Origin of the sequence: Maribacter sp. BPC-D8 (assembly GCF_035207705.1) — a bacterium.
Lineage (GTDB): Bacteria > Bacteroidota > Bacteroidia > Flavobacteriales > Flavobacteriaceae > Maribacter.
The window spans coordinates 2466041-2481315 of record NZ_CP128187.1; the positions used below are offsets into that span (position 1 = coordinate 2466041).

The following is a 15275-nucleotide window of genomic DNA, read 5'->3' on the forward strand; positions in this document are numbered from 1 at the left end:
ACTCTGCTTGACCTGACCCAAGCGATACTCTATCGCAAACCATACTTCACCAACCCTAAATTTATCAAAGCCAACATACATATATCTATTACTGCGATATAAGAAGTAAAGAATATTGCTATCACCGCAAACAATAAAACCATATAAATAGGATAAGATATCATTGCAAATGCAAACCTAAACGTACCCATAAACTCATCTTCTGGAACTTTTGACTTCAACCATAATTTCCAAATTAATACTATAGGGAAATTTAGCAATGCGAATATCCATTTGAACATATTGAAACCCTGCTTTTCTGAAGCAAGATCAATTGAACTATCGACACCTTGCTGGGTCAACATCTTTATCTTTTCGTTGACTGCAGTAGGATTGATAAAATCGACCTTTTCTGACTTCAACCCATTTAAAATAGCATCATAATCAACATTACTTGGAATATGAGTCGTTAGATGTTCTAAACTCGTAGAAATCTCATTTTTAATAGTAATGACAGATGTATTCAAATCATTCTCATCAAATAAACTTCTTGCCGAAATTGGCTTTCCATAACAAATAGCCACCTCATCTGGAAAATGAGCTGCATGCTTATAATTAAACCCAACAGGAATCAACTGAACATCTAACGCTGGGTACATTTCAAAAGTTCTAAAGAGTATTCTGGTAAACCCCTTACTCAATGGTCTAACGCTGCGTTTAAGACTATGATTGGCTTCGGGAAACAAAAGCAATGCTTCTCCGCTACTTAAAATTTCTGCGCATGAATTAAAAATGGCGTCGTTATTAGAAAGCGTATCTCTACCATCTCGCATTCTGTAAATTGGTAGCATTTGAAAGTAAGAGAACACACGTTTCAATAAATTGCCTTTAAAAACATCTGAACGCGTTAGAAAGTAAGGTTTTCTATTACAGTCTGTAGCAATTAGTAATACATCAATCAATGCACTTTGATGATTAGGTAGAAACATTACCGGTTTATCTTTAGGTATATGTTCTAGCCCTGAAATATGGATTTTCCTATGATAGCCGTAGAGTCCCGTTTTTACTACAGATTTCACTAATGAATATATGATTGCACTCACGCTATTGTCTCTTTAGCAACTGATTTTCTATTCCAAAAAGCAGCCAAAATTAAACCAGACACAATATGCCAAACACCCCAAAAGGCAGCAATAAGTGCCATACCCCCTAATCCGTCGAAAAAAGTAAAAATCAATAGCAAACCTAATCCAGAATTCTGTATACCTGTCTCTATGGTTATCGACCGAAGGCTATCCTCTGGTAATTTAAAAATTCGTCCAAGGCTGTATCCCGTAGAAAATGCAACTAGATTATGAATTAAAACAATCCAAAAGACATAAAAAATATAGTCCATAAAGATGATGCGGTTATTATATAATGCGATAAATACCAGACAGATAAAAAACACTAAGGATACTACTTTTAGCTTCTTAGCTATTTTCAAAGCGATTTTTGGTTTTTTATAATTGACATACATACCCAATAGCAAAGGCAAACCTAATAATAGAAAAACCAATTTTATCATTTCTATAGGTGCTATAGAAATGTTTTGAATAAGACCCGCACTTGGCTCATAAAACATAGACCAAAAATGAAAATTTAAGGGAGTCATAACAACCGCTAACATAGTAGCGATGGCAGTAAGGCTAACAGATAATGCCGTATTCGCTTTAGATAAATAAGATATAAAATTAGAAATATTACCACCAGGGCACGCAGCTACCATAAACATACCCAAAGCAATGCTTGGTAGGGGTTCGATAACAAATACCAATAAAAAAGTCAATGCGGGTAATACAAGAAATTGACTACATAAACCTACTAATAATGCCTTTGGTTTTGACCATAAAGGCTTAAAATCTGATATTGATATTTCTAAGGCTACGCCAAACATGACCAAACTTAAAACAAGGTTCATAATCCATAATGAACCTGAATCAAAATTAATATGAATGTTATCTAAGATATTATCAGTCAAAAAATTAGGAAATTTTTAATCCGTTGGGCACTTTCATTTGAGGTTGAAGAAGCACCACAGAACTATTGTCTACAGCACCTAATATAAGACATTCACTCATAAAATTGGCAATTTGTTTTTTAGGAAAATTAACAACAGCGGTAACTTGCAGTCCAATAAGATCCTCTTTATTATACTTTTCTGTTATCTGAGCTGATGTTTTTCTAACCCCAATTTCATCACCAAAATCTACATGTAACTTGTACGAAGGGTTTCGGGCCTCTGGGAAGTCTAAAGCAGCTACAATAGTTCCTATTCTTATATCAATTTTACTAAAATCTTGCCATGTAATCGTTTCTTCCATTAGCTCAATTTAAGCTTTTCTATCAAATCTTTAGGTACATTACCCGCATACATACCGTAAGCATCTACTAATAGTCCCTTTTCACCGGTACTCGTTTCAATGACATATAAAATGGTATTATCATCGGGGTTGCTCATACCTTCAAAACGATAGAATTTTACCACATCTAATTCAGTAGCATTATGAATATGTTTCTTGCTTTTGTTTTCTACACCAGCGTCACACAAATTAAAATCTTCTGTGTAACCTTCTTCTTGTAATGCTTTAATTGCGATCGATAAAGAAATATATGAATTTTCCATATTAGTAATTTTTATAGGTTTATGAATTCCATAAAGAAAAGACAAGCTTAATATAATCGTTAACTTAGTACCATAAATTATTAGTTGATATGGCAAGAACAGAAAGTAAAATGTTAGCGTTGGGTACGGTAGCTCCAGAATTTAGTCTGTTAGATACGGTTAGCAAAAAAACCATGAATCTTCATTCTTTAAATGGTAGTAAAGGAACGGTGATTATGTTCATTTGCAACCATTGCCCATTTGTTATTCATGTAAATCCTGAAATTACTAAAATGGCTTTAGAATATCAGAAACAAGGTGTTCACTTTATCGCTATATCTAGTAATGATGTAGAGAAGTACCCAGAAGATGACCCACAATTCATGAGAATAAAAGCAAAAGCCGAAAATTATACATTCCCTTATTTATATGATGAAGACCAATCGGTAGCCAAAAAATATGATGCCGCTTGTACACCAGATTTTTTTCTTTTTGACGAAGGATTAAAATTGGTTTACAGAGGTCAATTAGACGACTCTAGACCGGGGAACGGATTACCGTTAACAGGTAAAGATCTTAGAAGTGCCATTGAAAAAATTTTAAAAGGAGAAGAAATTAATCCTGTTCAAAAACCTAGTATCGGTTGTAATATTAAATGGAAATCTAACGTTTAATTATAGTCTCTTTTTATTTTAGATTATGGAGAATAACATTCAGTTTATACTACTGAAGCCAGAACATTACAACACGTATATTGAAATAGGTACAAAAGCTTATAATCAACATTACAGACATCTTTGGCCTAATGGTGACACAACTACCTATCTTGAAAATAGTTTTACTAAAGAAGTACTCTTATATGAAGAGAAAGACGAAGACACCGCTTTATATCTGATAAAATTAAATTCTAACTACGTAGGTATACTAAAAGTTACATTACATAAACAACTACAAGATTATAGCAAAGCTGATGCTTTATATCTCGATAAAATCTATATTCTTAACGAATTTTCGGGCAAAGGCATAGGTTCCAAAACCCTAAAATTTGTTAAACAAATTGCTACAGACCATTCTAAAAAGGCAATTTTTCTAGAGTCAATGCAAAAAGGATTGGCACTACCCTTCTATTTATCACATTCTTTCTCTATTGCTGCAAACACGCAAGTACCCTTCAACAATGTTATTGAAGAAGAAAAACCAATGTATTTACTTAGAAAAGATTTATAAAGTTTTACCAACCTTTACTTAAAGCCAAATTTTCTATGTGCGCAAAATGGTGGTTACTATGCCATGCATATTTACCAATATTTTCTGCCACAGAAACATTAACACTCCCCACTGGATGTATATAACTTTTTTCAAAATCTGCCGATTCAAGGTGATTTAATAAATAAACCAATTTGGCATGTAATGCTGTTAAATAAGAAAGCGATAAAGAAATTGGTGCTGTCTTGGCATCTATCAGTTCACTCCACAACTTTTCTTCATAAACTTTAATGAGCGGTCTATTCTCTGTCAATGCCCATTTAAAACGGGTATAACTATGGTGATGACTATCTGCCATATGGTGTATTACTTGCCTAACGGTCCATCCGCCTTCTCGATAAGGAGTATTTAGCTGTTCTTCAGAAAAATTATGCACAAGGTTTGACAAACGTTTAGGTAATGTTTCTAATACATTTATCCAATTTGAAATATCATCTTTTGAAATATTTTCAGGACATTCAAAATGCCCGATCGGATACTTTAATTTTTCTAAATCTTTCATAAACTAAAAGTAGAAAATTTTAATAGACTTTTAACCTAAAACCTATGCTCAACATTATATAATCTACTAATTTTATAGGATATTAAAATAAACATACAAAATCATATTATTATGGCAACAATACGTTTAGGTGACAAAGCACCAAATTTCACAGCAGATAGCTCAATGGGCACAATTAATTTGTACGATTACCTAGGTGACAGTTGGGGAATATTATTTTCTCACCCAGCAGATTTCACTCCTGTTTGTACCACTGAATTAGGTACGGCGGCGAAATTCAAAGATGAGTTCGACAAGAGAAATGTGAAGATGATTGCACTAAGTGTTGATGGTGCAGCCTCGCATGCAGAATGGATCAAGGATATTAATGAAGTGCAAAATACGGTCGTTAATTTTCCGATTATTGCAGATGAAGACAAGAAGGTATCTCATTTATATGATATGATTCACCCAAATGCAGATAATAATCTTACGGTTCGTTCTGTATTTATTATTGCACCAGATAAATCTGTGAAACTAACATTAACCTACCCAGCATCTACAGGTAGAAATTTCTATGAGCTGTTAAGAGTAATAGATTCTTTACAACTTACAGCTAACCATAAGGTTGCAACACCAGCAAATTGGGAACATGGCAAAGATGTAGTAGTGAGTCCGGCTATATCTACCGCTGATGCAAAAAATATTTTTTCAAAGGGAGTTACAGAGGTTAAACCATATTTGAGAATGACACCAGACCCTACTGCATAGGTCTAAAAACGAGTTCATACTCAATACATTAGATAAAAATTGTTAACCTTAAGATAACATACAAGAATTTAAGTTTTTAAACAAAAAAAAAACTATCTTCGTGCTTTAATTAATATTTAATTTTTCTATTATGAGTAAAGGAACAGTAAAATTCTTCAATGATTCTAAAGGTTACGGATTTATCACTGAAGATGGTTCAAACGAAGATCATTTTGTACACATTTCTGGCTTAATCGATGAAGTTCGTGAAGGTGATGTTGTAGAATTTGAACTACAACAAGGTAAAAAAGGATTAAACGCCGTTAATGTGAAGGTACTTGACTAGGTAACGACTTAACTTTTTTATAGTATAAAACCCGAACCAATTGGTTCGGGTTTTTTTTGTGTCTTATATTTTTAAAAAAAAATGTTCAACTTAAACGCAACCTTTTATACAAATACATATCTATTGATTAAACAAGAACGGTTCCCCGACCTTATACCATGTATTTATGACCACATTTTTGACCGTATTTTTAGTTTTAATGATAGTAAATATCATTTTACTTTTAGGTAGTTTCATTACTCGTAAAAAGTAATCACAAAAAAAACACCCATATCAAATGATATAGGTGTTTCATTGGTATTTTAAAGTATCTAGGTTGCTTAACCTACCTTCATTAATTCTACATCAAAGATCAGTGTAGCATTTGGTGGTATTACTCCGCCTGCTCCTGCAGATCCATATGCTAGATCAGAAGGAATTACAAAACGTGCTTTATCACCTACTTGAAGTAAAGCAATACCTTCATCCCAACCTGGTATAACCTGACCGATACCTAATTGAAAATCTATAGGAGAATTACGCTTGTAAGATGAGTCAAAAACTTGACCATCTAAAAGAGAACCTTCGTAGTGTACAGAAACTTTTTCACCTTTTACAGCTTTAGCTCCATCACCTTTCTGAATCATCTTATAACGAAGTCCTGATGGCGTAGCATCAAATCCTGCTGCTATTTTATCAAGCTCAGCATCTTGCTTTGCTTTTTCATCAGCTAATCTTGCTTCACCAGAAGAATTGAAATCTTTGTAAGCTTTTAATGCATCCCATTTCTTAGCTGCATCACCAACTCTTACAATTTCTAAAGATTCTATAACATCGTCTTGTGCAATAGCATCTACAACATCTTGACCTGACTCAACTTTACCAAAAATAGTGTGTTTATTATCTAACCAAGGCGTTGGTACGTGCGTAATAAAAAACTGACTACCATTAGTACCAGGACCAGAATTAGCCATTGAAAGTACACCAGGTGCATCATGCTTTAATTCTGGATGAAATTCATCATCAAATTTATAACCAGCGTCACCAGTACCTTGACCTTTAGGACAGCCACCTTGAATCATAAAATCTGGAATAACCCTATGAAATTTCAAACCATTATAATACGGCTCACCTTTACCTTTAGCGCTATTTTCTTTATCTCCTTCAGCTAAGGCTACAAAATTACCTACTGTACCAGGAGTTTTATCGTGAGTTAATTTTACTAGTATTTCGCCTTTATTTGTATTGAACTTGGCGTAAATTCCGTCTTCCATTATTGTTTTTTTTATATCTGACAAAGGTAAAGAAATTTAACGATTTGAACATTTCGTTACCTCCAAAACCAGAAATTGATTGCTTTACTATTGTTGATGCAGTGACTGAGATTAAAATCCGTATTTATCTACTAAGTATATTAAGCTAGCCATAGATGCGGCACCTAATTGCAGTTCGCGTCTATTAACATGTTCAAATGTATCGTTCTCTGCATGGTGATGGTCAAAATAGCGTTGAGAATCTGGTCGTAAACCTGCCATTACTAATCCTTCTTTTTTCAACGGACCAATATCTGCCCCACTATATCCTTTTTCAAAATAGTGTACAAAGTAGGGTTCAAAAAGAGGTTTCCATTCTAGTACTTTTTCGAAATCTTTATCAGAACTATCAAAAGTAAATCCGCGAGGAGAAAATCCTCCAGAATCACTTTCTAATGCGAATATGTGTTTTTCATTTTTGGCATTAGCAATTTCAGCATATTTATTACCACCTCTGAGACCATTTTCTTCGTTCATAAATAGTACTACTCTTACGGTACGTTTTGGCTTATAACCTGTTTTCTTAAAAAGGTTTAAAACCTCCATACTCTGAACACAACCAGCGCCATCGTCATGAGAACCATCGCCTAAATCCCAAGAATCTAAGTGTCCGCCAACAACAATTACTTCTTCTGGTTTTGTAGATCCTCTAATTTCTCCGATAACATTATATGATTCAACATCATTGAACTGCTTACAACTCTGTTTGAAATAAAAGTTGATATCAGGATTCAATTTTAAAGAAGTACTTAATAATTCAGCTGCATTTGTACTAATTGCCGCAGCAGGAATTCTTTCAGATTCTGCCTGTTCGCCATAACTCATGGACCCTGTATGAGGATAATCATCTAAACGAAGGTTCATTGAACGCACAATAACACCCACAGCACCATATTCAGAAGCTTCTAAGGCACCAGCATAACGTTGGTCTACACAATTAGAATAGGCAGTGAAGGTATTTATCTGAGTAGCATCCATCGGTTTATTATAGAACACTATTTTTCCCTGAATTTTATCTTTACCTAAGGTTGCTAACTGCTCAATACCCTCAACCTCTATGATATTTGCCTTTATACCTCTGGAAGGAGTTGGCACTGAACCACCTATTGCGCAAATGGCAACATTAGTGGTTGTACCAGGGCTTGTTTCAAAATAAGCAAATTCTGGTACTCCCCTCACCCATTTAGGCACCATTACAGGTTGTAACCAAACTTTATCTATACCTAGAGAATCTAATTGAGCTTTGGTATAATCTACAGCTTGCTGCGCCTGAATTGACCCAGAAAGTCGCCCGCCTATTTGATTAGACAAATAATTCAACCAATCATAACCTGTACCTTCGGTCAGCGCTGTATCATAAAGTTTCTTTATTTGTTCTTCGTCCGAATTTTGCGAAAGTCCCACATATGTGAAAGCAATTACAAAAAATAAAACAAGTTTACTATTCACCTTGTAGTTGTTCTTCATAGCTGTCTAAATTAGCCATTATTTTATCGCTCAACATAGGCTCTTTGATATCTTTGTATTTTTTTAACGCTTCTAACAGAATAGATGCTATTATTATACGCGTTGCCTTTTTATTATCTGCAGGTACCGCATACCATGGCGCATGCTCATGAGTGGTATTTGAGATAGCTTCTTCATAGCAATGTTGATACTCATCCCACAGTTTACGCTCCTTTAAGTCTCCTGGTGAAAATTTCCAATGTTTCTCTTTCAACGCAAGTCTTCTTAACAGACGTTGACGTTGTTCTTCTTTTGAAAGGTTAAGGAAGAATTTAAAAATTAAAGTCCCATTTTCAGCAAGGTGACGCTCAAAGTCATTGATCTGCTCAAATCTTTTATCCCAAAATTTTTGGTCGATATCTTCTACCGTATGTATACCAGGTATATGTTCGTTCAATATATATTCTGGGTGAACTCTAGTAACCAATACATTTTCATAATGGGTTCTATTAAAAACGCCGAATTTACCTTTCGCCGGTAGAACTAAATAATGACGCCACAGGTAATTATGGCTGAGCTCTAATTCTGTAGGCACTTTAAAACTATGAACCTCAACACCACTAACATTGAAATCTTTAAACACCTCGCGTATTAAACTATCCTTACCAGCGGTATCCATACCTTGTAGACATACTAGTATACTATATTTTCCATGGGCATAAATAGTATCTTGAAACTCGCCTAACTCTCTTCTAATTTTTGATAATTCTTTTTTAAGTTCTTTATCTGACTTACCAAAATCTTCAAAAGTCTCATAATCAGAGATTTTAAAGTTTTTATTGGTACTATAATTGTCTACTTTTATTTTATCCATTCTGAAATATAAAATTTAATATTAATGAATACTAATTCGGCACTAAAAGATAAGTAATACTATTCTCACAAATTCCGTTTATCGTGATTGAAGTGTATTGTATCGAAAATAATATTTTCAACAAGGTAAAGCATCTAAATTTATCCGTGTAAGATCCCAAATCTTGCACATAAATTACCTACTTATGAAGAAAAACATTCTTTTTTTCTGTGCTATTGCACTTCTATCGTTATCCTCGTTCCGCACGAATGTAGAGTGCGAATATGTTAACTCTAATATGGGTTATGCAAAATCTCAAATAAACGCTGCTTTAGGTACTCAAGATATTAATCAGGCACGCTTTTATGCCTATAAAGCGTTAAGCGCTTTAGAAAAATCTAAAAAACAATTAAATGTTTGCGGGTGTAAATATGCAAAAGAAAGCATGTTAGAAAATATGGAGGTACTTTCACTTGCAACAAAATCTACGACTTTAGAAGGTACAATCAACTATTTACATGCATCTATTGAACTAACAAATAAAACAATTCTTGTATTAGAATCTCACGACACTCACGAAAGTGCATACGGTAACGACGAGCTTTCTATTAACACCAATTCCTCAGTAAACAAAACACCCGTTACAAAGAGTATTAATAAGAAAGATTTATTCAAAACCATCGATACATCATTAGAAAAATATCGTATTTCGTTAGATAAGGTTGTTGAAAGTGTAAATTGCAAAGACGCAACTGCGTTCGCTAGTAAAATCTTTAATGAATGCGAAGCACAACTGCTGAATCCGAATATTTCTGAAGGTAGTAAATATTACAATCTACGTACTAAAGAAATTACCGCAGAAGCCCTAACCAAAATTGGAGATTGCGCTGCGGCTAAATAAGCTTTATTGATTATTTACTGGCAAACAATTTTACGTCATCTTCTGACACTTCTTGACCACCAAGTATAATTAAACGTTCGACAACGTTTCTTAATTCACGAATATTTCCTGTCCAATCATATGCTTTCAACATTTTGATTGCCGTAACTGAAAAGGTTTTACCTGCCATACCTTGCTCAGCAGCAATTTTCTTAGAAAAATGCTCAATTAATAACGGTATATCATCACGTCGGTCATTTAAACTAGGTACTTCAATAAGAATAACCGCCAACCTGTGGTACAAATCTTCTCTAAAATTACCTTCTTGTATTTCTTTCTTTAAATCTTTGTTCGTAGCTGCAATTACACGCACGTCGACCTTAATATCTTTATCTGTACCTACACGCGATATTTTACTTTCTTGAAGCGCCCGTAACACTTTCGCCTGTGCAGAAAGGCTCATATCACCAATTTCATCTAAGAATATGGTTCCTTTATTGGCTGCCTCAAATTTACCAGCTCTATCTTTCACTGCTGACGTAAAAGCACCTTTAACGTGACCGAATAATTCACTTTCAATTAATTCTGAAGGTATAGCAGCACAGTTTACTTCAATAAATGAACCTGAACTTCTAGCACTTTTTTCATGTAACCAATGTGCAACAAGCTCTTTACCTGTACCATTAGACCCGGTAATTAAAACACGGGCATCGGTAGGCGCAACTTTTTCGATCATGTCTTTGATCGTATCTAATTCGCTACTCTCACCAATCATTTCATAATTCTTACTCACCTTCTTCTTCAAGTTTTTGTTCTCTACGACCAATACTTTTCTATCTAAGGCATTTCTAACAGTAGTAAGTAATCTATTTAAATCTGGTGGTTTTGAGATATAATCAAAAGCACCTAATCTCATTGTATTTACAGCAGTATCAAGATCACCGTGACCAGATATCATTATAAAAGGAATTTCAGGTTTAATTTTTCTAGCAGCCTCAAGTACCTCTACGCCATCCATTTTTGGCATTTTTATGTCGCAAAGCACCAAGTCATAGTCATTGTTCTTAATAGTTTCAATACCTTTTAATCCGTCTTCGGCTTCTTCAACAGAATATGTATCATTTTCTTCGGATAAAATTTTGACTAATACCCTTCTAATTGCTGCTTCATCTTCTATTACTAATATTTTTGACATAACTGCTTTTTAAATTCCTATTCTTATTCCTGTTCTAAAATATAGACCCGAGGCATCGTTTAGAGTGAAAATATCATCTCTTTCTTCGTTACGTAACGCACTATTTTGATAAATAGATCGACCGCCTATAAAGTAAACGGACATATCCTTCGTTATCTTATACTGGTAACCTATTGTCAATAACAATGCCGTAGAAGAAACATCTGTAGATAAATTATTACCAGGCAACAAAATATCGTTTTGAATATTTACATAATACCCATCTAAAAATATTTCGGTCTGAAAGAAATGACCCTTTTTGGTAAAATACTTCATACCCGATTTTGGCGCACCCAATGTATATGCCCAATTTGGATGAAATCGTTTCTCGAAATACACAAATGGTAATGGTATGTCTATTGGCGATGTACCGTTGTATGAAATACCCAAAACCAACATGTATGGTTTATCTACATTTTTCACATTTTTATATGCACCTAAGGTATAGTTCATATTAAAATCTTCGTTCTGTAATTCTTGAACAAAATTAGTAGACCATCTTGGGGTAACCACACCAATTAAGCGCCAGCTCTCCGTCAGTTTATACATGTATGCTAAGTTTACATCTAATACATGAAACTTACTTAAATCACCAGAATTAGGAAATAAATCATCTGGAACCTCAAAATTGTATCGATTATACTCCGCACCAAGAACCAAAAAATCTTTCTTATCTCGCACCGCAATAGGCACGTTCAACACCAACTTAATACGCGATGTTTCAACGTCGCCACTATTTTCTGGCATCAACATGTATTCTAACCTAAAGACATCTGGTGTTTGCGCTATTACCGAATTAATAGCAGAAAACAATAAGCACACGGAAAGAACAACCCAGCTATGCTTTCTCATTATTCTCTGTATTTGATACATTGCTATGTTGAAATGGACCCTGTTGAAATATATGAACATCTCTTTGAGGGAAAGGAATAGATATTTTATGCTTTCTAAATTCAGCATCAATCTTATATCGTACTTCACTTTTTACACGTGGATCTGTAAAACTATCTGTCAAATAAAAATTAATTGTAAATACGAGAGCAGAATCACCAAAGTCTTCAAATATTACAAATGGTTTTGGGCTCTTTAAAATACTTCTTTGAGATTTAACTATATCTAGAAGTATTTCGGTAACCAATTCAATATCACTGCCATAAGCCACACCAATACGAACTAATTCTCTCGTGGTCTTATGATTTTGCGTGTAGTTATAAACGATGTCACTAATGAATTTATGATTCGGTATTATAATCACTTTATCATCTCTTGTAATCGCCCTAGTAGTACGTAACTTAATTTCAAAAACCTTACCGACCTTATTATCAATTTCAATGATATCGCCTACTCTCAACGATTTATCTACAATGATAAAAATTCCACCAATAATATCTTGAAAAATCTCTTGTAAGGCTAATCCAAGTCCGACGAATAAAGCTGCAGATGCCGTAATCAAAATAGTAATATTTATACCTGCGGCACTCATGGTAAAAAGAATCACAATAACATATACCAAGTACTTAATGAACTTAAATATGCTGATAAACTTCAGCTTATCATCAGCTTCCATTTTTCTTGTAAAAAATCTACGTATCGCTTGTAGAACAGTACTTGTAAGTAAAAATGCTATGGTAAGTAATAATAACAAACCTATGGTAATGTTAATAGATTTATCACCTTCCCCAAAATGATAACCTAGGTCTAAAAATTTCTTAATAGTCCCCCAAATATCATCCTCGATTATCTCTTTAATCGTTTCTGCACTTTCTTGAATCATCATGAGTATTTAAGCCACTTATACAATTCTTTATAACTTGGTTTTTTACCGTACATAAGTATACCTACACGATATATTTTCGCTGCTACCCATACTATACCTATAAAAGTACCTATTAATATTACAATTGATGTTATCAACTGCCATACTGGTACGCCACCTTCACCAATACCCCAAGGCAAACGCATTAACATTACAATAGGTGATGTTAGTGGAAAAAGGGAAAATGCAACAGCTATTGGTCCGTTAGGATTGCTGAACACAGAAAAGAACCCTACATATATGGCCAACATCAATGGTAAAATCACCGGAAAAATAAACTGCTGTGTATCTGTCTCATTATCTACAGCTGCCCCAATAGCAGCATAGATAGAACTATAAATTAAATAACCCAAAATAAAATAAACAATGAAAAAAAACAACATAGCAAAAATGGGTAACTCAAAAATTTCTTGCGCATATAATTGAATGTTTTGGGTAAGAGCATCTACATCAACATTTGTAGCATTAGCCATACCAGGTGCAACCCCACCGCCTTTTGTTAAACTAGCAGGATCTATATCAAAAATAGCCAAACCGATAAATAACAAAATAGCTCCTGATACAATCCAAATTGCAAATTGGGTTATACCAGCAAGTGATGTACCAATAATCTTACCCATCATTAAATGAAACGGTTTTACAGATGATATAATAACCTCAATAATTCTACTAGTTTTTTCTTCGATAACACTTCGCATTACAAAGCCACCATAAATAATAATGAACATCATAATAAGGTAGCCAAATGCACCCCCAATAATCGCTTTTATCTCATTGATCCCTTTTATATTCTGTAGACCATCAAAAGTTTCGATATTTATATTGTAGCCACGGTCCATTTCAGCATATTCTTTTGGAGACATGCCTAGCTCACGTAATCTTTCTTGCCGCAATCTACCTGTAATAGAACTTTCTAATTTATCTAAAACGGTAGCACTGGGCGCATCTTTACTATAAAAGAAAGCTCTTTGCGCTACTTGTTCTAAATTAGGTTCGTTAGGTAAATAAATTAGACCATAAAAACCTAAACTAACTGTTGAGTCCTTTGCCTGTTCTAATGAAATATCTTTAAAATTGATATAAGAAGTAGCATCAGTAGTTATAAATTCATTCGCGAAATAGCCACTTTCATTCAAGACCCCTATGACCTTTTTTTCAGTGTCATTTAATTGAGTTAAGTATGCTATCAATAATATCATACCTACCATTAAAAAAGGACTCAAAAAAGTCATAACCACAAACGACTTATTACGCACCTTAGCTATGTATTCTCTTTTAATTATAAGTCGTAATTTATTCATTGTCGATATTTTTATTTTGAATGGTCTTTATAAAAATATCACTTGCAGACGGAATCGTTTCTTTAAAACCATTTACGTTTGCACGCGAACCTAAAAAGGCTAAAATATCTCTAGATTCATTTGATGGCAATTGCACCCTAAGGTTCAACTGTTTTTCAATACTATCATAATCTTGAGATAGCACTTGAAATTTATCTTGCATATCATTTAGCAGCAACTGCTCATTAGCTGTCTCTAAACCTATTTCAAAAATGTTGTTTTTGTATGCTTTCTTGATGTCAGTTAATTTGCCATCTAATATTTTCTCTGATTTATGAATCAAAGCAATATATTCACACAGCTCTTCTACAGACTCCATTCTATGCGTTGAGAATATAATAGACGTGCCATTCTCTTTTAAACTTAAAATCTGTTCTTTAATAATATTGGCATTGATAGGATCAAAACCACTAAAAGGCTCATCGAAAATTAACAACTTAGGCTCATGTAATACAGTTACAACAAACTGTATTTTTTGCGCCATACCTTTAGATAGCTCCTGTATTTTTTTGTTCCACCAATCGCCGATCTCCAATCTTTCGAACCAATATTTTAGGCGCTTTTTAGCTTCAGCTTTAGACAATCCTTTTAGTTGTGCTAAATAAAGTGCTTGCTCGCCAACCTTCATACTTTTATAAAGACCACGTTCTTCAGGCAGATACCCAATTTGCGCAATATGTTCTGGTTTAAGTAGCTCCCCGTCAAAATAAACGGAACCTTGATCAGGATATGTAATTTGATTTATGATACGAATTAACGTTGTCTTACCCGCCCCGTTCGGTCCAAGTAGACCGTAGATACTATTCTTAGGAATTTCAAGGGAAACGTTTTTCAATGCCGTATGGCTCCCAAACTGTTTGGTGACATCATTAGCAACCAAAATATGACTCATGTACTCAATTTCTACAAAGATATTGAATTGTTTTGACTAGCTATACTCTTTATGAT

18 protein-coding genes are annotated in these 15275 nt (G+C 34.1%); 5 read left to right on the forward strand and 13 right to left on the reverse strand.

Going from position 1 to position 15275, the window contains the following annotated elements:
• Window positions 1-29: 29 nt before the first annotated feature.
• Genes QSV08_RS10840 through QSV08_RS10855 form a run of 4 tightly spaced genes read right to left on the reverse strand, consistent with a single transcriptional unit; the run spans window position 30 to window position 2644 of the window.
• A complete protein-coding gene (locus QSV08_RS10840; RefSeq protein WP_324023255.1) occupies window positions 30-1082 on the reverse strand; it encodes a lysophospholipid acyltransferase family protein in 1053 nt (350 codons plus the stop codon).
• A complete protein-coding gene (locus QSV08_RS10845; RefSeq protein ID WP_324023257.1) occupies window positions 1079-1999 on the reverse strand; it encodes a bile acid:sodium symporter family protein in 921 nt (306 codons plus the stop codon). The genes QSV08_RS10840 and QSV08_RS10845 overlap by 4 nt, the downstream gene beginning before the upstream one ends.
• A gap of 4 nt (window positions 2000-2003) precedes the next feature.
• On the reverse strand, window positions 2004-2342 hold the full coding sequence (locus QSV08_RS10850) for a tRNA-binding protein (protein WP_324023258.1): 339 nt from the start codon (window positions 2340-2342) through the stop codon (window positions 2004-2006).
• Window positions 2342-2644: a phosphoribosylpyrophosphate synthetase gene (locus tag QSV08_RS10855; protein WP_324023260.1), complete on the reverse strand. Its 303-nt coding sequence runs from the start codon at window positions 2642-2644 to the stop codon at window positions 2342-2344. The genes QSV08_RS10850 and QSV08_RS10855 overlap by 1 nt, the downstream gene beginning before the upstream one ends.
• A gap of 89 nt (window positions 2645-2733) precedes the next feature.
• Here QSV08_RS10855 and QSV08_RS10860 point away from each other — a divergent pair, with 89 nt between their 5' ends.
• Entirely contained in the window at window positions 2734-3297 is a 564-nt protein-coding gene (locus tag QSV08_RS10860; RefSeq protein WP_324023262.1) for a thioredoxin family protein, read from the forward strand.
• Between the two features lie 25 nt (window positions 3298-3322).
• Window positions 3323-3850, forward strand: coding sequence for a GNAT family N-acetyltransferase (locus tag QSV08_RS10865; protein WP_324023263.1), 528 nt, complete (start codon window positions 3323-3325; stop codon window positions 3848-3850).
• A gap of 4 nt (window positions 3851-3854) precedes the next feature.
• Here the strand turns inward: QSV08_RS10865 and QSV08_RS10870 are convergent, their stop codons facing one another.
• Entirely contained in the window at window positions 3855-4391 is a 537-nt protein-coding gene (locus QSV08_RS10870; RefSeq protein ID WP_324023264.1) for a YfiT family bacillithiol transferase, read from the reverse strand.
• 111 nt (window positions 4392-4502) lie between these two features.
• On the opposite strand from QSV08_RS10870, the gene QSV08_RS10875 reads away from it, so the two are divergent.
• On the forward strand, window positions 4503-5141 hold the full coding sequence (locus tag QSV08_RS10875) for a peroxiredoxin (RefSeq protein ID WP_324023266.1): 639 nt from the start codon (window positions 4503-4505) through the stop codon (window positions 5139-5141).
• A 130-nt stretch (window positions 5142-5271) separates the two neighbouring features.
• Window positions 5272-5466: a cold-shock protein gene (locus tag QSV08_RS10880; protein ID WP_068486174.1), complete on the forward strand. Its 195-nt coding sequence runs from the start codon at window positions 5272-5274 to the stop codon at window positions 5464-5466.
• Between the two features lie 320 nt (window positions 5467-5786).
• Here the strand turns inward: QSV08_RS10880 and QSV08_RS10885 are convergent, their stop codons facing one another.
• The 3 genes from QSV08_RS10885 to QSV08_RS10895 all read right to left on the reverse strand — a co-directional run bounded on the left by QSV08_RS10885 (window position 5787) and on the right by QSV08_RS10895 (window position 9078).
• Window positions 5787-6719: a peptidylprolyl isomerase gene (locus QSV08_RS10885; protein WP_324023267.1), complete on the reverse strand. Its 933-nt coding sequence runs from the start codon at window positions 6717-6719 to the stop codon at window positions 5787-5789.
• Between the two features lie 111 nt (window positions 6720-6830).
• The gene (locus QSV08_RS10890; protein ID WP_324023269.1) at window positions 6831-8225 is read right to left on the reverse strand and encodes a M20/M25/M40 family metallo-hydrolase; all 1395 of its coding nucleotides are present in this window, start codon (window positions 8223-8225) and stop codon (window positions 6831-6833) included.
• Window positions 8200-9078: a PPK2 family polyphosphate kinase gene (locus QSV08_RS10895; RefSeq protein WP_324023270.1), complete on the reverse strand. Its 879-nt coding sequence runs from the start codon at window positions 9076-9078 to the stop codon at window positions 8200-8202. Before QSV08_RS10895 ends, QSV08_RS10890 begins: the two co-directional genes overlap by 26 nt.
• A gap of 184 nt (window positions 9079-9262) precedes the next feature.
• On the opposite strand from QSV08_RS10895, the gene QSV08_RS10900 reads away from it, so the two are divergent.
• A complete protein-coding gene (locus tag QSV08_RS10900; RefSeq protein WP_324023271.1) occupies window positions 9263-9958 on the forward strand; it encodes a hypothetical protein in 696 nt (231 codons plus the stop codon).
• 10 nt (window positions 9959-9968) lie between these two features.
• Here the strand turns inward: QSV08_RS10900 and QSV08_RS10905 are convergent, their stop codons facing one another.
• From QSV08_RS10905 to QSV08_RS10925, 5 genes are read right to left on the reverse strand one after another with little or no spacing between them, the layout of a single operon-like run.
• Entirely contained in the window at window positions 9969-11132 is a 1164-nt protein-coding gene (locus tag QSV08_RS10905) for a sigma-54-dependent transcriptional regulator (protein ID WP_324023273.1), read from the reverse strand.
• Between the two features lie 9 nt (window positions 11133-11141).
• Window positions 11142-12023, reverse strand: a complete 882-nt coding sequence (locus tag QSV08_RS10910) for a DUF6268 family outer membrane beta-barrel protein (protein ID WP_324023274.1) — start codon at window positions 12021-12023, stop codon at window positions 11142-11144.
• Window positions 12010-12945 (reverse strand): mechanosensitive ion channel family protein, encoded by a 936-nt coding sequence (locus QSV08_RS10915; RefSeq protein WP_324028368.1) that lies wholly within the window; start codon window positions 12943-12945, stop codon window positions 12010-12012. Before QSV08_RS10915 ends, QSV08_RS10910 begins: the two co-directional genes overlap by 14 nt.
• Complete coding sequence (locus tag QSV08_RS10920) at window positions 12945-14288, reverse strand: ABC transporter permease (RefSeq protein ID WP_324023276.1); 1344 nt, start codon at window positions 14286-14288, stop codon at window positions 12945-12947. Before QSV08_RS10920 ends, QSV08_RS10915 begins: the two co-directional genes overlap by 1 nt.
• Window positions 14281-15219 carry an ABC transporter ATP-binding protein gene (locus QSV08_RS10925; protein ID WP_324023277.1) on the reverse strand — a complete coding sequence of 313 codons (939 nt, stop codon included), beginning with the start codon at window positions 15217-15219 and terminating at the stop codon, window positions 14281-14283. The genes QSV08_RS10920 and QSV08_RS10925 overlap by 8 nt, the downstream gene beginning before the upstream one ends.
• Window positions 15220-15275 lie beyond the last annotated feature (56 nt).